The sequence below is a fragment of the Flavobacteriales bacterium genome (assembly GCA_020635795.1).
GTDB lineage: Bacteria > Bacteroidota > Bacteroidia > Flavobacteriales_E > Vicingaceae > Vicingus.
In genome coordinates, this window is record JACJZD010000001.1 from 1,529,627 (window position 1) to 1,547,211 (window position 17,585).

The window sequence follows — 17,585 nt, forward strand, 5'->3', positions numbered from 1 at the left end:
AATTATTTAACCTGCTTTAACACTTCTTTATCCACTTCAACTTTATATTTTGCTTTCAACTCTGCCACCCACTCTTTTTCTAAGAAATTTTGATAATCAGATGTAACCAAGCCTTTAACTTCGTTTAACTTTTTAGGCTCTGCTTCTAATACATTGGTAATTCTAACTAAATCAACACCTTTAGCCGATTTAACTTTATACAATTTTCCTTTAATCCATTCGTTAGCATCAACCGAAGCATTTTCTCCCTTCTCAAATTTACCTTCGTTTATGGTTAATGTTAATTGGCTTTCTTTGTTGAACATTTTTAACAACTCGTCATTAGTTATTGGAGTTTTTGATTTTTTATTCAATACCTTTTCTACTTGAGTTGCAGTTGCCTCATCGCTACATTTATAAACCGTTGCTTCTGCACGTTTGTTCCACATGTATTTCGATTGGTTTGTTTTAAAGAACTCTTCTAAACCAGCCGTATCAGCAATGGCTTTCGACCATACTTTTTGGTCGGTTAAGTTGAACAATAAAATTCCATCGCGATACTCTTGATACAACAATTTGTATTCGATATTTGTTTTAGGCAATCTTTCTTCTTTAAATGCTAAAGCTTTTTCTTCTAATACTGATTTATATAAACGATTGATTTCTGCCACCACATTCACTTCAGTATTCGGTTTAGCTTTTGGTTTGTTTTCTTCTATTAGTTTAGCAAAATCAGTTTGTGTGTATTCTAATTTCTGACCATCTTTTGCATAAAAACCAAACATTACTTTATTTAACTTTTTAGCTTTATCGGCAGTCCATTCTCCTTTAGCAAACTCATCTGCATTTACCAATTTATAAAATTCATCTCTTTTAGCAATATATTCTTTAAAAGCATTTTCAGCTTTAATTTTATTAATTACTGCCTCTTGAGTTTTATTCGAACGAGAATCTCTACTTACTTTAGATTTTATGGTATTGTACATATTTTCATACGAATCTAAAGGTGTTAACTCCAATCGTTTTATAATATGCCAACCATAGCTCGTTTGTATGGGTTCAGAAAGATCCCCATCATTTTTCAACGTATAAGCAGCCTCTTCAAACTCTGGCACCATTTTACCTGTTCCAAAAGGAGGCAGCTCTCCATTACGAGCAGCAGAACCTTTATCATCAGAAAATTGTTGTGCTAATTCACCAAATTGTGTTTTGTCAGTCAACAACTTAGCATAAATTTCATCAATTTTTTGTTTTTTATTTTTTAGGGTTTCCTCATCTAAATCTTTACTCCCTTGAATCATAATATGAGCAACTTTGATAGTTCCTCTAGCAGCTCTTTTATCGTTTAATTTAATAATGTGGTAACCAAAACGCGTTCTAACTGGCATTGAAATATCGCCAACTTTTAAATTATAAGCTGCCGATTCAAATGGATAAACCATGTGTAAAGCATTAAAATAACCCAGATTTCCTTTGTTGGTTTTTGATGAAGGATCGTTAGACGTTTCAACTGCAACCGTTCCAAAATCTTCACCTTTTAAAATCCTATCTCTAATTTTTAAAATTTGGTTGTAGGCAATCAACGTATCTTTTGGTAAAGCGTTTTCATCAACATTTATTAAAATATGACTTGCATTTACATCATACTTCATTCTTTCGTAAGCTTCCTCAATTAATGCTTCAGAAACTTCTCTATCAGTTAAATATGGTTGAATTAATTGTTTACGATATCCTTCCAATTCACTTTTAAAACTTGCAGAAGTATCCAATCCCAAGTTTTCAGCTTCTCTAACTTTTAGCTTAAACTTGATATACAAATCTAAATATTCGTTTACCGATTCTTCAGTAATAACGGTTTCCTTGGTATTGTTCTTTTTAAAAATAGCGTCAAATTCCGATAAAGTAACTGCTTTATTGTCAATTTTTAATAAAACAGGGTCAGTTTGCTGTGCTTTAGACACCAATACTGCTGAAAGTAATAACGTAACTAATCCAATCTTTTTCATGTTTTATCTTTTATGTTTTTTGATTAACTAATTTTTATGATCTTGTTGAATAATTTGGTGCTTCTCTTGTAATGGTTATGTTATGAGGATGACTCTCGTTAATACCAGAATGAGTAATTCTGATAAATTTAGCACCTTTTAAAGCTTCCATGTTTCTTGCTCCACAATAACCCATACCAGCTTTTAAACCACCTACCATTTGGTAAATAACTTCACTTAAATGTCCTTTGTAAGGTACTCTTCCTGAGATTCCCTCTGGAACCAATTTTTTAATATCATCTTCAGCATCTTGAAAATAACGATCTTTAGAACCTTGTTGCATGGCTTCTATTGAACCCATTCCTCGGTATGCTTTAAACTTTCTTCCTTCATATATTATAGTCTCACCCGGAGATTCATCTACACCTGCAAACAAAGAACCTGCCATAATTGAATCGGCTCCAGCAGATAATGCTTTAACAATATCTCCTGTAAAACGGATTCCTCCATCTGCAATCATGGGCACTCCAGTGCCTTTTAAACCTTCAGCAACCATCATAACTGCCGATAATTGAGGAACACCAACACCTGCAATGATACGAGTAGTACATATTGATCCTGGCCCGATTCCAACTTTAACACCATCAGCACCAGCTTCAACTAAAGCTTTTGCAGCTTCTGCAGTAGCAATATTACCCACCACCACTTGAAGCGTTGGATAAGCAGCTTTTACTTTTTTTAAGGTTTCAATTACACCTTTTGAATGTCCATGAGCTGTATCAATAATAATAGCATCTACACCAGCATTAAATAATGCATCCACTCTGTCCATTACATCTCCAGTAACACCTACTGCTGCAGCTACACGCAATCTACCAAATTCATCTTTACAAGCATTTGGTTTTAGTTGAACTTTAGTAATGTCTTTATATGTTATTAACCCTTTCAATCGATTATTATCATCGACTACAGGTAACTTTTCAATTTTAAATTCTTGAAGAATTTCACGTGCTTTATCTAAATCAGTACCTTCTTTTGCAGTAATAATATTTTCGATAGTCATCACCTCTTTTATAGGTCGAGTTACATCTTTCTGAAATCTTAAATCTCTATTGGTAACAATTCCAACCAAACTATTATTTTGGTCAACCACAGGAATACCTCCAATTTTATGCTCTTTCATTAAATTCAACGCATCATTTACTGTTGAATTTACTGGCATTGTAACGGGGTCTTTAATCATTCCGCTTTCCGAACGCTTTACTTTTCTAACTTTATCCGCCTGCTGTTCTATGGTCATGTTTTTGTGTAACACACCTATTCCTCCCTCTTGAGCAATAGCAATAGCCAACTTTGATTCAGTAACAGTATCCATTGCAGCAGAAACCACAGGGATTTTAAGTTTTATATTTTTTGTGAAATTGGTAGTAATATCAACTTCACGAGGTAAAACTTCAGAATACGCAGGCACCATTAAAATGTCGTCGTAAGTTAATCCCTCACCTATTACTTTGCTAGAAAAATCAAACATATTTTTAAGAAATGAAATTGTGGCGAAAGTACTAAAATTTGTTGATTTTGCGGTGTTAAAATTTGTTAATCAAATAAATAAAATGGTTAACATTGAAACATGGTTAACGATGTGAAATATCCCCAATTTAGAAAGTATAAAAACAATCAATCGTATTTTAAAATTGTTTCTAAAACAAGTTTTGAAGAAATAAAACGAGAAGGTAATTTATGGAAGTTTTATTCTTTTGAAGCTAAAATATTGCCCGACCGCAACTTTATTTACGACATGACGTTTGATTACGAAAACCATTGGGACATTATTAATGAAAGTGATTTTAAAGAAAAAATGAATTTTGTTATTTGATAGTAATGAATATTAAACAAAAAATAGCACTTTTATTTTTATTACTTGGACTAGTCTTTTCAAGTGTATTTAGAATGCGATTCAATTTATCGGATGGCTTTGAGCTTCATAACTTTTGGATAACTATTATCCCTTCAATCTTCGATTATGCAGGTAGCTCAAATGAACCAGAGTTAACTTCTACTTTTTTTGGATATATATTATTTGTAATCTTTGGATTGCTTCTAATCCGTATAAATAAAGATGTTAACATTGTAAAAAACACATCCCTGTTTATCTTCCTAACAATAACTTTTATAGCATTTACAGCCGAATCTTGGTCTTTAATTCAAGATGTAAACTCAAATTTTTCGGGTAAACATTTTAGAATCGGTCCTGTTTTGTTTTTAGTCGGTTTTTACAATTTTGTAAAAAGTTATAGAACAATAAATAATCTTAATTAAAAAAATAAAATGAATTCACTGTGGACTAACATTATTATTCAAACAACATTAAAACGAAAAGATAAAAACCTTGACAACAAGTCAAAAAACAAACCCTATTCCGATTACAAACTTGCAAAAGGTTATAGAGAATTACTTATTATTGTAAAACGCCACATTAAAGATTTCTTCTTAATTTCCATTGGTATATTTTCTGCTTCTTTTGGTTTTAAAGGGTTTCTATTAACCAATCATTTTATTGATGGAGGTGCTACTGGGATTTCATTATTAATTTCAGCCCTAACCGAAATACCACTTTATATCTTGATTATTGGAATAAACCTACCTTTTGTTTTTCTTGGTTACAAAATACTTGGAAAACAGTTTGCTTTTAAAACAACTTTAGCCATTTCTGGATTAGCTTTATGTGTTGCAACTGTTGATTTTCCTAATGTTACTAACGATAATTTATTGGTTGCTATTTTTGGTGGTTTCTTTCTTGGAGCAGGCATTGGTCTTTCAGTTAGAGGTGGTGCAGTAATTGATGGAACAGAAGTCCTTGCTATTTATTTAAGCCGTAAATTCGGTGCTACTCTTGGTGATATTATTGCCATTATTAACGTCATCATTTTCTCTTCTGCAGCTTATTTACTTTCTATTGAAATTGCATTATATTCAATGATTACTTATTTGGCTGCATCAAAAACGCTAGATTTTATTATTGAAGGTATTGATGAATACATAGGTGTTACGATAGTAGCAACACACAGTGAAGAAATAAGACTTATGATAATAAATAAAATGGGACGAGGCGTTACCATTTATAATGGTAAACGTGGATATGGAGAAAGAAACCAAACAAATGATGTCGACATTATTTATACTGTAGTTACACGACTAGAATTAAATAAGCTAAACACCGAAATAGAAAAAATTGAACCTACGGCTTTTGTTGTAATGAATAGTGTTAAGGATACAAAAGGAGGCATCATCAAGAAAAGAGCTTTAGCTCACTAAATATTCTTACTCGTAAAACAAGTCTTCTATATCCATAGCATCTTCACCAAAAGCTTCTATCTCATCTTTTGCAACAACATAGGTACTTTTGTTACCCGCTTTTTTAGAAAAATACAATTCGTAATCGCAGTTATCTTCAGCGCCAACCATCATTATCATGGCATGGTCTTTATTTTTAGCTGCTGTTAAATTATGGTGGCAAATAGGACAAATAAACTCCGCCATCTCTCCTTTTTCTAACGAAAATTTAGAATGATGTTTATAGCTGTACTCTCCCACTTTTGGGCTTAACATTATTAAGCCTTTATGTTTACGGTGAGTTTCTGTTGCAAAAATTAAAAATCCACCTACATTTAAATGTCCTTTACATTTTGGACATAAATAATCGTTTTCTTTCATTCCCATAGCTTTCAGTTTTTTTGTGAATTAAATATTTTGAGCGCCCAACAATACCACTGGATTTTCAATGTAATTTTTAAAAGTTTGTAAAAATGCGGCTCCCGATGCACCATCAACAACTCTATGATCGCAACTCAAGGTTACTTTCATGGTGTTTCCGGGTACAATCTGACCATTTTTAATTACTGGCACTTGTTTTATACCACCAACAGCCATAATACAAGCATCTGGCGGATTAATAATAGCTGTAAATTCATCTATTCCAAACATTCCTAAATTAGAAATAGTAAACGTGCTACCTTCCCAATCTTGAGGTTGTAATTTTTTATCTTTTGCCTTTTGAGCAAAAGTTCTTACTTCACTACTTATTTGGCTTAACGATTTACCATCTGCAAAACGTACAACTGGTACTAATAAACCTTCATCAACCGCAACTGCTACACCAATGTTGACATGTTCGTTGTAGCGAATTTTGTCGCCCAACCAAGAACTGTTTACCTTTGGATGTTTTTTTAATGCTGCAGCAACAGCTTTAATTACGATATCGTTAAACGAAATTTTAACTCCTTCGATGGCATTGATAGAATTTCTTGCACTAATGGCGTTATCCATATCCATCTCTATAGTTAAATAGAAGTGTGGTGCAGAAAACTTGCTTTCTCCTAATCGACGAGCAATGGTTTTACGCATTTGTGAAACAGGCTCTTCGGTATATTTTTCCACCCCAATAAATGTTGAAAAAGCACCACCTGAAGAACCGTTATAATTCTCTATATCAGTTTTGGTAATTCTACCGCCATCTCCAGTACCTTTAATTTGAGCCAAATTGATATTTCTATCAGCAGCCATTTTCTTGGCTAAAGGAGAGGCTATAACCCTTTGTGTTGAATGTTGAGTAATGGGTGATGGGGTTTGGGTAATGGGTGGTGAGTGGTGAGTGATAGGTTTTGGGTGATGTGAACTGCTAACTGTAGACTGAGAACTGTCAACTGACACCTGAGAACTATTCGCTAACAAAGATTTATAATCAGCACCTTTCTCTCCAATTATTGCTAAAACGGCATCTACAGGAGCACTACCTCCGTTTTCAATTCCTATATACAACAAAACTCCATCTTCAAACGATTCAAATTCCATTGTTGCCTTATCAGTTTCAATATCTGCAAGCAAATCACCAGAAGCAACTTTATCACCCACTTTTTTATGCCATTTAGCCACAACTCCTTCTGTCATGGTATCGCTTAACTTGGGCATTTTTATTACTGTTGCTTTAATATTTGACGTATCTACAGTTTTTACCTCAACTTTAGCTTGTGGTTCTTCTACAACTTCTTTTTTAGCTTCGGCTTTTGTTGTTGGAGCAGAACCGCCAGAAAGTAATGAAGAAATATCCTCGCCTTTTTTACCAAAAATGGCCAAGATAGAATCAACTGGAGCAGCACCTTTTTCAGGCACTCCAATATGCAATAAAGTTCCATCTACAAAAGATTCGAACTCCATTGTAGCTTTATCTGTTTCAATTTCAGCTAATAAATCGCCTTCTTTAACCGTATCTCCTATTTTTTTATGCCATTTAGCCACAACTCCTTCTGTCATGGTATCACTTAACTTGGGCATTCTTACTATTTCAGCCATATTTTTCAGTTTAAAGTTAAAAGTTAAAAGTTAAAAGTTTTTATAATCACTTTTACTTTAACCTTCTAAACTCAAGTTTTAATCTTTTATAAATGGGTAATTAGGTTCTGCGTAAATTTCGTTATACATGTCATCAGGTTCTGGAAGAGGTGATTCTTCAGCAAACTTTATAGCATCTTCAATTTGTTTTTTAATTTTAGCTTGTATAGCCTCCAATTGTTTTTCAGTAGCATATTTATTTGCTCGAATGGTTTTTAACACCTTTTCAATTGGGTCTTCGTTTTGGTAGTTTTCTTCCTCTTCTTTGGTTCTGTACTTTCTAGGATCTGACATGGAATGACCTTTAAAACGATAGGTTTCCATTTCTAACAAATAAGGACCTTTTCCATCTCTACACCATTTTGCTGCTTTAGCTATAGCATGGTGAACTGCTTCAACATCCATCCCATCAACTGCTTCTCCTGGCATATCATAACTTAAACCAATTTTATACAGTTCTGTTACATTTGAAGTACGTTCAACAGAAGTACCCATAGCATATTTGTTATTCTCAATAATGTAAATAACAGGTAATTTCCAAATCATAGCCATATTAAATGCCTCGTGCAAAGCTCCTTGACGAATAGCTCCATCACCCATAGAACACATGGTTACATGGTTTTCACCTCTATATTTATCTGCAAAAGCTAAACCTGCTCCTAATGGAATTTGACCTCCAACAATACCATGTCCACCGTAAACATGCTTACTAACATCAAACATGTGCATAGAACCACCTTTACCTTTTGATAAACCTGTAGTTTTACCATACAATTCTGCCATCATGTATTTGGGATCAGTTCCTCTACCAAGCGGGTGAGCGTGGCAACGATAAGCAGTAATCATTTTATCTTCTGGTAAAGTTGCAGAAACTGCTCCCGCAACAACTGCTTCTTGACCTATATACAAGTGAAGGAAACCTCCAAACTTACGTTGTATGTACAACTGACTTAATTTTTCTTCAAATTTTCTCATCAATAACATTGACTCGTACCAAGCCAAGTATTGTTCTTTTGAGAAGGTGATTTTTTTTGCCATGTTTGTTTAATTAATGTGCAAATTTAATATATTTAGATGTGAATTTCGAATTTAAAAAATCACTCTTTTTTTAAGATGTGGTCGGCATTGAATGCAAAAGGTAGGAAAGCACTAATGCTATCAAAAATCCAAACTTTTGAATCGCCCGATTTTAGAATGGCTCTAATCGGTTTTTTTTGTGCCATTTCATATTCCATTAGTACTTGTCGGCAACCACCACAAGGAGAAAATGGTGTTGGATTTCCTTGTTCCGTTACAATTATAATGGTATCAATATTTTTGTTAGGATAAGTAGATTTACCAGAAAAAATAGCCACACGTTCGGCACACAAACCAGACGGATAAGCAGCATTTTCTTGATTTGTTCCTAACACCGTTTCTCCTGTTTCGAAACGAATAAGTGAACTCACTTTAAACAAGGAATAAGGAGAATATGAATTAGCTAAATTTTTCTCGGCAGCCAAAACTAAGTCTACATCTGCTTTGCTCAACTCACTTAAGGTGTTGTATTCTTGATAAGATATGGATATGTTTTTTTCTATCACGGAATAAAATTTAATGAATGTTTCTTCTGTTTAATTCTTTCTGATACCTGCGAGCATTAGCCATGTGTTCATCATAGTTTACTGCAAAATTATGGTAGCCTGATAAATCTTCTTTTGCACACATGTAAATATAATTGTGTTTTTCGTAGTTCAATACAGCATCGAGTGATTTAATGCTTGGTAGCACAATTGGACCAGGTGGCAACCCCGTTCTTTTATAGGTATTGTAAGGCGAGTCAATCGCTAAATGTTTCCCTGTTACCCTTCTTATTTCAAAATCTCCAACAGCATAAATTACCGTTGGGTCTGATTGCAGCAACATTCCCTTTTTTAATCTGTTTACATACAAACCTGCCACACGTGGTCGTTCATCTACTCGCATTGATTGTTCTGCCTGAACAATAGATGCCAAGGTAGAAACTTCAGATTGCGTTAAGTTCATTTTTTTTGCTTTTGCTTTACGATCTTCATTCCAAAAATTCTTGTATTCGGTAGCCATACGTTTTACCAATTCCTCGGAGGAAGTGTTCCAATAAAACTCATAGGTATTAGGAATAAACAATGATAAAATGGTGTTTGAATTGAATCCATAGCTATTAATAAATTCCTTGTCGGTAAGCAATGTATAGGTCGATAAACTATCTGCCTCAATATTTTTTGATAGCTTACCAGCCAATTCTTTAACCGTTCTGATATGATCGAATGATATTTTAACGGGTTCTTGTTTTCCAGACCTCAACAAATCAACCAACTCGTTATTGTTCATGCCATCTCTAAGTAAATATCTACCTGGTTTTATGTTGGTTTTAAAGTTTGATTTCTTTTCAGCAACCCACTCAAAAGAAGTCCTATTTTTAATATAACCTCCTTCGTATAAACCATTGCTTACATCACTAAAAGTTGAACCCGTTTTAATATAGAAATAATCCGTTTTTCCTTTTTTTAATGTTACGTTGGGTTGGTAAATACGTGTATACATGTTGTAACCAACATAGGCACCTATTAGTAATCCAATAAGCAAAACTGAAACAACAACTTTTTTAAACATTTTCATCACTAACTTACCACATTTTTAGTTCAAAATAATTCACTTTTTGTTGATTTAACAATCGCTGTTCAACAAATTCAAATCCACAGTTTTCAAATAAACGAATACTTGCTTTATTATTTTTATAAATGTTACAGAAGATATAAGCAAGCTTTAGTTCATTTCTGCAATAATTAATTACTTGCTTTAATGCTTCGGTAGCGAATCCCATGTTTCTATAGTTTTTATTAGCAATTAAAACTCCTATTCCTGCCGATTTTCCTTTTTCAAATTCAAACAAATCGATACATCCAATAGGTTTACCCATTTTGCTTTCACAAATCATTAACCGTAATTGTTGTTGGCTGTTTATATCTTGTGGCAAACGAACAAAGTCATCAATTTCTTGAGCTGTAAATGGTTCTTTTGTATCGCTCACTTCCCAATTTTCAGGATTATTTTCCCATTCCAAAACAACTGAAGCATCAGCTACAGTCATATTTCTTAGAAAAATATGTTTAGCAACTAACTTCAAGTTTGTTTTTGCGATTTACAGCTGCAATACATTTATCCACATCTTGCTTGGTGTACTTTTTAAGTTCAAACGAGCTACTCTTCAACTTATCAGTCAAATTAACTTCGTAACCATTTGTTATACAATTATTTTTATATAAAATTGGTAACAAATCAAAAATAAAATTTGCTTTGGAAACATCAACATGATAAACCTCTTGAATAAAATCTTTTATTGGAAAAAGACAAGTAATTTCCTCATCAACTTTATGATAATGTTTAACTAAATCGGTAATTGTTTCTTGTAATTCATTCGGATTTTGAGCTGATTCTTTCAATTCTAAAAAAATCAATTCCACTCCTCTTTTTTGAGCCGTTTTTAATAAGTCAATAGCTTTGTAAGTATACCCCGGACCAACAGTAGATATTTCGAACAACAAGCCATTTACCACCATGCCAATATGTGGAGGCACTTTACTTGCTCGGTGAATAAAAATAAAAACTCCTTGTTGGAGGTTTATTTCGGTTATATTTTTTGTGATTGGAATAGAAAAAGACATAAATAAGGTTATGAGTTTATGAGGGTATTAGTTTAAAGTAGTCATTTTTTCAAATTAACAGCTCTCCTTTAAAAACCATTTCAGCAGGACCGATTAACCAAATATCATTAAAACCTCTGGTATCTGTTCGCTTAAAAGCAACTTGTAAAGCTCCACCTTTAGTGTTTACTTGTATTTTCCCCGCAGGCGAACTATTCTTATCCGCCCAACTCAACGCTGCAGCTGTTACACCTGTTCCACACGATAATGTCTCATCTTCTACTCCTCTTTCGTAAGTTCTAATATCCAAACAATCTTGTTTATAATTTACGAAATTCACATTCGTTCCTTCTTGTTTAAACCTATCGTTGTAGCGAATTTTCTTACCTTCTTCAAATACATTTACACCATCAACATCATCAACATTGACAATGTAATGAGGCGAACCCGTATTGATAAAATAATGCGTTTCTCCTTTTTCTATTGTTTCAACATCGTGCATTTTCAAACTCACTTCACCATTTTGGTTTATCCATGCTTCATGCTCCCCATCGGTAGATAAAAACATGGCTTGACTTTGAATAATACCTAAATACTTTGCAAAAGATACTGCACATCTACTTCCATTCCCACAAAAACTTTGACTTCCATCTGCATTAAAATAGACCATATTAAAATCTAAATCAGCAATGTTTTCGATTAAAATTAAACCATCTGCACCAATACCAAACTTTCTGTCGCAAAGCTGTTGAACCAATTTTAAATTAGTCTTATCAAAAACATTTGTACGATTATCAATCATAACAAAATCGTTTCCTGTTCCTTGGTATTTATAAAATGTCAATTTCATTATTGATACTACTTATTTTTCTCGAGAAGACGCAAATTTTTTATAATTTATTACAATCTAGTTATCTCTTCTTTATAATTTATATTCTCGCAAAGACGCAAAGTTCGCAAAGTTTTTTTATTCCCTTCTACCTCTTTTTTTAGACTGAAAACTAGTGACTGAGAATAAGAAAACTTCTTTTTTTTCTCGCAAAGACGCAAAGTTCGCAAAGTTTTTTTTATAAATTATTTACAATTCTTGTTATTCCATCTTTTACTAAAACTTCGTTAAAATTAACCAAAAGACCTAATTTCATGTCTGTTAATCTTAAATAAGTTAGTAATTGTTTGTGATGTATTGCTGTTAAAGATGAAACAGATTTAATTTCAATTATCAATTTATCTTCAACAATAATATCAGCTCTAAACCCAACATCCATTTTTACATCTTCATAAAAAACAGCTATTTCAGGTTGACGATTATAAGGTATTTCTAATTTCTCAAGTTCGAAGCAAATTGCTGATTCATATACAGATTCTAACAACCCAGGACCTAACACACGATGAACTTTAATAAAGATGTTTACCAAAATCTTCGCTAAATCATTCTCCGATAAATTAGTACCTTTTTTATTCATTATGTCTTATTATATCCTTTGCGAACTTTGCGTCTTTGCGAGCCAATGTTTTCAAAATTAATCCATTTTAAACCTTCTTGAACCTTTTTTATCTGAAAGTTTTTTCTTGCTCTCTAGTCTTTTTCTTATTGATGATTTACTAGGCTTGCTTGGTTTTCTTTTTTTAACTGGTTTTAAAGCAGTTTCTAATAAATTAATCAATCGTTCTAAAACAATTTCTTTATTCTTTAACTGACTACGTGTTTCATCACATTGTAAATGCAACAAACCCTCATTATCTATTCTATTAGCCAATTTAAAAAAGATGATACTCTTTTGTTCCTCACTGAACTGCAACGATTTATTTACATCAAAAATCAATTCTACCTTCGACGACACTTTATTAACGTGTTGCCCTCCCGCTCCTCCACTCCTACTGGTTTTAAAGCTTAATTCTTGATAGAGTTGTTCCTTATTCATTTCCACAAAGTTAATAAAACCGTTCAACTGCTCCATTTTACCTTTAGTGTAACTTTTGCTTCAATCAAATCGTCAGTAACCTATATTTGAAAAATAAATTGATTAACAGTATTTTATGGCAACTCTAAAAATAGAAAATCTAACTAAAGTTTATCCTAACGGTGTCAAAGCTTTAGACAATGTAAATATTGAAATTACAAACGGAATGTTTGGTTTACTTGGTCCGAATGGAGCAGGAAAATCGTCGTTAATGAGAACATTAGCTACTTTGCAAGATGCAGATAGCGGCACCGCTTTTTTAAACGATATTGATATTTTAAATAATCCGATAGAACTGCGTAAAGTATTAGGGTACTTGCCTCAAGAATTTGGCGTATATCCGAAAATTACTGCCGAGCAGTTGTTAGACCATATTGCAATTTTAAAGGGAATAACAAGTAGTAAGGTACGTAAAGAATTGGTGGGTTACTTGCTTCAAAAAGTTAACCTATACGAACAAAGGGCTAAATCTGTAAAAGGTTTTTCTGGCGGTATGAAACAACGTGTTGGTATTGCTCAAGCATTGATTGGAAATCCACAATTGATTATTGTTGATGAGCCAACTGCTGGTTTAGACCCAGGAGAAAGAAATCGTTTCCATAATTTATTAGCTGATGTTGGACAAGAGGTTATCATAATCCTTTCTACTCACATTGTTGATGATGTAAGAGAATTGTGTTCGAATATGGCAATCATGAATTTAGGTCAGATTGTTTATAAAGGAACTCCAAACAATGTGTTGCAAGAATTAAAAGGACAAGTTTGGCAGAAATCAATTGCTAGAAATGAAGTTGAAGAATATCAAAAAAACTTCAAAGTTATTTCTGATAAAATGGTTGCAGGAAATCCATTGATTCACATACTTTCTGAATCGAACCCGGGAGAAGGTTTTGAATCTGTTGAGCCAAATTTAGAAGATGTATTCTTTACTAAAATTAATGGTTAACCAACATTCAATCTTTTCACTTTACAAACTTTATTACTTAACAAATGTTTAAAGAGTTTTTTATAAAAGAAATCATCACGGCACTAAAACGCCCCATGATTTATATATTTCTATTAATTATTAGTTTACTGGTTTTTGCAGCTGTGGTTAGCGACAATGTAGTTATTGGCGGTACAGTTGGTAATGTTTATAGAAATGCACCACACGTTATTACTAACTATGTAGCTATTCTTTCCATTTTTGGATTAATGATAGCTACTGCATTTTTTAATAGTGCAGCTTTACGCGACTATGAAAACGATTTTAACGAAATACTTTTTTCTACACCCATTAAAAAATCTGTTTACTTTTTTGGACGATTTTTCGGAGCATTGGTATTATCTACCATTCCACTTCTAGGTGTTTTTATAGGTTTTTATTTCGGTTCTATAATTGGACCTGCCGCAGGATGGATAGATGCTGACCGAATTGGACCTTTTTATGCTGCTTCGTTTATAAACAACTACCTATTGTTTATACTACCAAATATGTTTTTTGCTGGAGCAATTATTTTTGCCATGGCAAACAAATGGAAAAGCACGGTTATTTCATTTGTTGGAACATTAATTATAATTATAGGTTACATCGTTTCAGGAACATTACTTTCTGACATTGAAAATGAAGTAATTGGTGCTTTAGCTGACACATTCGGAATACGTGCTTATAGTATTGATGCTAAATACTTTACACCTATTGAGAAAAACACCATTTCGGTAGGTTTTGATGGTTTATTGTTATACAACAGAATATTATGGTCTGCTCTTGGGGCAATTGTACTTTTCTTATCATACCTATCTTTTTCTTTTACCGAAAAACAGCGTAAAGCAAAAGAAATAAAAGCTGAGAAAAAAAACACCGTGCTATTTAAGCTTCCAACAGTAAGCTTAAACTTTAATATGGCTAGCCAATTCGCCATTTTTAAAAGTTTCTTAAAAATCAATTTATTAAGCATTTTAAAAAGTACAACTTTTAAAATTTTGTTTGCTTTTAGTGCAATTATTTTAATTAGCAACTTCTTTGGTGGGTTTGAATATTTTGGTTTAAAATCTTACCCTCTCACCTATATTATGATAGACGAAATAAATAATGTTTCAGCAATTTTTGTCATCATTATTCTTGTATTTTTTAGTGGTGAATTAATTTGGAAAGACAGGTCAAGTCACATTAATGAAGTAATTGATGCAACCCCTCACTTCTCAATTACCTCATTAATTTCAAAGGCACTTTCGTTAGTAGTTGTTACTTCTTTAATCAACTTATTTTTAATTGTAATTGCTATTCTTTATCAATTATTGAATGGCTTTACCAGAATTGAACTCGATGTTTACTTTTTAGATTTTATCTACAACTCATTACCAAAATATGTTACCTGGTCGATGATTTTAATTTTTATTCAAGTTGCCATAAACAACAAGTATTTAGGTTATTTTATTTCCATCATCTTTTTGTTTTTGTTAGACATTATTTTCTTGATATTAGAAATAGAAACCAACATGATTAAAGTTGGGGCAACTCCAAGTTCTACCTATTCAGACATGAATAGCTTTGGGCCAGCATTAACTGGTGTGTTGTGGTTTAACAGTTATTGGTTACTGTTTGGTTTAATGTTTTTGTTGTTTGCGGGTTTACTATGGATTCGTGGTGTTGCAGGTGGTTTTATGAGTCGATTAAAATCTTCTGGCAAACAGTTTTCAAAAAAATACACCTTCATTATTGCTATTTCTGTTATTGCTTGGTTAAGTGTTCTTTCGGTTGTTTATTACAATACACAAGTGCTAAACAAATACAAAACCTCTGATGAATTTGAAAAACTACAAGCAGAGTATGAAAAAACCTATAAGAAATACGAAAATGTTAATCTGCCAAAAATTACAGCTACTCAATATCACATTGACATATCTCCTGAAACTAGAAATGTGAACGTACTGGTTGGAATAAAAATGGTAAATAAAACCAACGCTCAAATAGACAGCTTGCATTTCACCATTGACAGAAAATGGAACCAAAAAGTTCATCTTAAAAATGCTAAACTGGTATTGAACGACGAAAAATTTGATTACCTCATCTATCAATTAGACCAACCTTTGATGCCAAACGAATCATTAAACATGGTTATACAAGCATCGTGTGTTACCGTTGGTTTTGAAAACGAGGTAAGCAATACTAGCGTAGTTAAAAATGGTACGTTCTTTAATAATTTTGATATTTTACCAAACCTTGGTTACAACGAAGGTTACGAGATAGGCGATAAAAATACCCGTAAAAAATACGATTTACCAGAGAAAAACAGAATGCCTGAATTGGAATCGAATTGCGGTAAAAACTGTATGGTAAATTATTTAAGCAATGGTAGGGCCGATTGGGTAAATGTAGAAACCTTTATATCAACCAGTAGCAAACAAATAGCTATTGCACCGGGTACTTTGGTTAAAGAATGGAAAGATGGTGATAGAAATCACTACCAGTACAAACTTGATCATCCTTCTCAAAATTTCTACGCATTTATGTCGGCAGAATATGAAGTTGCTCGAAGAAAATGGAACGGTATTGATTTGGAAGTCTATTTCAACAACAAGCACACTGATAACATTGAAATGATGTTAAATGCTTTGGAAAAATCGTTAAAATATTACACCGAACATTTTGGCCCGTATTACCACAAACAGGCTCGAATTATTGAGTTTCCAAGATATGCGAGTTTTGCTCAAGCTTTCCCTGGAACAATGCCTTACTCTGAATCGTTAGGTTTTATCATTAACCTTGAAGATGAAGAAGACAATAACGTAATTGACGCGGTAATTGCACATGAAATGGGACATCAATGGTGGGCACACCAAGTAGTTGGAGCAACCATGCAAGGAAGCACCATGTTAAGCGAAAGCTTTGCCGAATATTCTGCCTTAATGGTGATGAAAAACTCTGTAAAAGATTCTGTTAAAATGAAAGAGTTTTTAAAATACGATTTAAGCAGATATTTAAGAGGTAGAAGCAGCGAAGTAGAAAAAGAATTACCACTTTATAAAGTAGAAAACCAAGGACACATCCATTACGGAAAAGGAAGTGTTATTATGTATGCTTTACAAGATTACATTGGCGAATCGATAGTAAATGCTGCATTAAAAACCTTTTTAGAGGAGTATCGTTACAAAGAGCCTCCTTACCCAACTTCGTTAGATTTCTTAAAACATCTAGAACCAAAAGTGCCAGATTCGTTAAAATATTTAATTACCGATTGGTTTAAAGAAATTACGTTGTACGATTTCAGGTTAAAAGAGGCTACTTACAAAAAAGTAAACAGTAAATATGAAGTAAGTTTGAATATTGAAGCATACAAACTAAAAGCCGATACTATAGGAAATGAAACCAAAGTTAAATTGAACGATTGGGTTGATATTGGTGTGTATGCTGATGCTGACGAGAAAAAACTATTGTTTGAGAAAAGAGTGAAGTTTAACAAACAACAAATGAACTTTACATTTTTAATGGACAGTCTGCCCGTTAAAGCTGCCATCGACCCGCGTAAAATTTTAATAGAACGAGTTTACGACGACAATGTAAAAAGTTTATCAGTTAATGAATAAAAAAAGGAAGAGCGTTCAAGTTGAACGCTCTTCCTTTTTAC

Annotated in this window: 17 protein-coding genes; 5 read left to right on the forward strand and 12 right to left on the reverse strand. The window is 33.0% G+C overall.

The features are described from left to right. Positions 1-2: 2 nt before the first annotated feature. Entirely contained in the window at positions 3-1,985 is a 1,983-nt protein-coding gene (locus H6589_06735; protein ID MCB9174286.1) for a peptidylprolyl isomerase, read from the reverse strand. A gap of 34 nt (positions 1,986-2,019) precedes the next feature. Further along, on the reverse strand, positions 2,020-3,495 hold the full coding sequence (gene guaB / locus H6589_06740) for an IMP dehydrogenase (GenBank protein MCB9174287.1): 1,476 nt from the start codon (positions 3,493-3,495) through the stop codon (positions 2,020-2,022). A gap of 99 nt (positions 3,496-3,594) precedes the next feature. On the opposite strand from guaB, the gene H6589_06745 reads away from it, so the two are divergent. From H6589_06745 to H6589_06755, 3 genes are read left to right on the forward strand one after another with little or no spacing between them, the layout of a single operon-like run. Beyond that, the gene (locus tag H6589_06745; GenBank protein ID MCB9174288.1) at positions 3,595-3,840 is read left to right on the forward strand and encodes a hypothetical protein; all 246 of its coding nucleotides are present in this window, start codon (positions 3,595-3,597) and stop codon (positions 3,838-3,840) included. A gap of 5 nt (positions 3,841-3,845) precedes the next feature. Then, complete coding sequence (locus tag H6589_06750; GenBank protein ID MCB9174289.1) at positions 3,846-4,283, forward strand: hypothetical protein; 438 nt, start codon at positions 3,846-3,848, stop codon at positions 4,281-4,283. Between the two features lie 9 nt (positions 4,284-4,292). After that, positions 4,293-5,279, forward strand: coding sequence for a YitT family protein (locus H6589_06755; protein ID MCB9174290.1), 987 nt, complete (start codon positions 4,293-4,295; stop codon positions 5,277-5,279). A 6-nt stretch (positions 5,280-5,285) separates the two neighbouring features. On the opposite strand, the gene H6589_06760 is transcribed toward H6589_06755, so the two are convergent. The 10 genes from H6589_06760 to arfB form a co-directional block, all read right to left on the reverse strand. Beyond that, positions 5,286-5,684, reverse strand: a complete 399-nt coding sequence (locus H6589_06760; GenBank protein MCB9174291.1) for a hypothetical protein — start codon at positions 5,682-5,684, stop codon at positions 5,286-5,288. Positions 5,685-5,705: 21 nt separating this feature from the next. Continuing rightward, on the reverse strand, positions 5,706-7,313 hold the full coding sequence (locus tag H6589_06765; protein ID MCB9174292.1) for a pyruvate dehydrogenase complex dihydrolipoamide acetyltransferase: 1,608 nt from the start codon (positions 7,311-7,313) through the stop codon (positions 5,706-5,708). Positions 7,314-7,391: 78 nt separating this feature from the next. Then, complete coding sequence (gene pdhA / locus H6589_06770) at positions 7,392-8,390, reverse strand: pyruvate dehydrogenase (acetyl-transferring) E1 component subunit alpha (protein ID MCB9174293.1); 999 nt, start codon at positions 8,388-8,390, stop codon at positions 7,392-7,394. Positions 8,391-8,449: 59 nt separating this feature from the next. Further along, the gene (locus H6589_06775; GenBank protein ID MCB9174294.1) at positions 8,450-8,935 is read right to left on the reverse strand and encodes a cytidine deaminase; all 486 of its coding nucleotides are present in this window, start codon (positions 8,933-8,935) and stop codon (positions 8,450-8,452) included. Positions 8,936-8,945: 10 nt separating this feature from the next. Continuing rightward, on the reverse strand, positions 8,946-9,989 hold the full coding sequence (gene mltG / locus H6589_06780; protein ID MCB9174295.1) for an endolytic transglycosylase MltG: 1,044 nt from the start codon (positions 9,987-9,989) through the stop codon (positions 8,946-8,948). A gap of 7 nt (positions 9,990-9,996) precedes the next feature. Then, complete coding sequence (locus H6589_06785) at positions 9,997-10,461, reverse strand: GNAT family N-acetyltransferase (GenBank protein ID MCB9174296.1); 465 nt, start codon at positions 10,459-10,461, stop codon at positions 9,997-9,999. A gap of 19 nt (positions 10,462-10,480) precedes the next feature. Continuing rightward, a complete protein-coding gene (locus H6589_06790) occupies positions 10,481-11,035 on the reverse strand; it encodes a hypothetical protein (GenBank protein ID MCB9174297.1) in 555 nt (184 codons plus the stop codon). A gap of 49 nt (positions 11,036-11,084) precedes the next feature. Next, positions 11,085-11,864, reverse strand: a complete 780-nt coding sequence (locus H6589_06795; GenBank protein ID MCB9174298.1) for a diaminopimelate epimerase — start codon at positions 11,862-11,864, stop codon at positions 11,085-11,087. 217 nt (positions 11,865-12,081) lie between these two features. After that, positions 12,082-12,480 carry a GxxExxY protein gene (locus tag H6589_06800; GenBank protein ID MCB9174299.1) on the reverse strand — a complete coding sequence of 133 codons (399 nt, stop codon included), beginning with the start codon at positions 12,478-12,480 and terminating at the stop codon, positions 12,082-12,084. A 57-nt stretch (positions 12,481-12,537) separates the two neighbouring features. After that, on the reverse strand, positions 12,538-12,939 hold the full coding sequence (gene arfB / locus H6589_06805) for an aminoacyl-tRNA hydrolase (GenBank protein ID MCB9174300.1): 402 nt from the start codon (positions 12,937-12,939) through the stop codon (positions 12,538-12,540). Positions 12,940-13,054: 115 nt separating this feature from the next. Here arfB and H6589_06810 point away from each other — a divergent pair, with 115 nt between their 5' ends. Further along, positions 13,055-13,924: an ABC transporter ATP-binding protein gene (locus H6589_06810; protein MCB9174301.1), complete on the forward strand. Its 870-nt coding sequence runs from the start codon at positions 13,055-13,057 to the stop codon at positions 13,922-13,924. A gap of 44 nt (positions 13,925-13,968) precedes the next feature. Beyond that, on the forward strand, positions 13,969-17,544 hold the full coding sequence (locus H6589_06815; protein ID MCB9174302.1) for a hypothetical protein: 3,576 nt from the start codon (positions 13,969-13,971) through the stop codon (positions 17,542-17,544). Positions 17,545-17,585 lie beyond the last annotated feature (41 nt).

What these genes read in the sequence shown, in the direction of transcription:
- H6589_06795 (MCB9174298.1), bottom strand. Translation starts at nt 11,864, where the DNA reads ATGAAATTGACATTTTATAAATACCAAGGAACAGGAAACGATTTTGTT.
- H6589_06815 (MCB9174302.1), top strand. Translation starts at nt 13,969, where the DNA reads ATGTTTAAAGAGTTTTTTATAAAAGAAATCATCACGGCACTAAAACGC.
- mltG (MCB9174295.1), bottom strand. Translation starts at nt 9,989, where the DNA reads ATGAAAATGTTTAAAAAAGTTGTTGTTTCAGTTTTGCTTATTGGATTA.
- H6589_06810 (MCB9174301.1), top strand. Translation starts at nt 13,055, where the DNA reads ATGGCAACTCTAAAAATAGAAAATCTAACTAAAGTTTATCCTAACGGT.
- H6589_06800 (MCB9174299.1), bottom strand. Translation starts at nt 12,480, where the DNA reads ATGAATAAAAAAGGTACTAATTTATCGGAGAATGATTTAGCGAAGATT.
- guaB (MCB9174287.1), bottom strand. Translation starts at nt 3,495, where the DNA reads ATGTTTGATTTTTCTAGCAAAGTAATAGGTGAGGGATTAACTTACGAC.
- pdhA (MCB9174293.1), bottom strand. Translation starts at nt 8,390, where the DNA reads ATGGCAAAAAAAATCACCTTCTCAAAAGAACAATACTTGGCTTGGTAC.
- H6589_06760 (MCB9174291.1), bottom strand. Translation starts at nt 5,684, where the DNA reads ATGGGAATGAAAGAAAACGATTATTTATGTCCAAAATGTAAAGGACAT.
- H6589_06735 (MCB9174286.1), bottom strand. Translation starts at nt 1,985, where the DNA reads ATGAAAAAGATTGGATTAGTTACGTTATTACTTTCAGCAGTATTGGTG.
- H6589_06750 (MCB9174289.1), top strand. Translation starts at nt 3,846, where the DNA reads ATGAATATTAAACAAAAAATAGCACTTTTATTTTTATTACTTGGACTA.
- H6589_06790 (MCB9174297.1), bottom strand. Translation starts at nt 11,035, where the DNA reads ATGTCTTTTTCTATTCCAATCACAAAAAATATAACCGAAATAAACCTC.
- H6589_06765 (MCB9174292.1), bottom strand. Translation starts at nt 7,313, where the DNA reads ATGGCTGAAATAGTAAGAATGCCCAAGTTAAGTGATACCATGACAGAA.
- H6589_06785 (MCB9174296.1), bottom strand. Translation starts at nt 10,461, where the DNA reads ATGACTGTAGCTGATGCTTCAGTTGTTTTGGAATGGGAAAATAATCCT.
- H6589_06745 (MCB9174288.1), top strand. Translation starts at nt 3,595, where the DNA reads ATGGTTAACGATGTGAAATATCCCCAATTTAGAAAGTATAAAAACAAT.
- H6589_06755 (MCB9174290.1), top strand. Translation starts at nt 4,293, where the DNA reads ATGAATTCACTGTGGACTAACATTATTATTCAAACAACATTAAAACGA.
- arfB (MCB9174300.1), bottom strand. Translation starts at nt 12,939, where the DNA reads ATGAATAAGGAACAACTCTATCAAGAATTAAGCTTTAAAACCAGTAGG.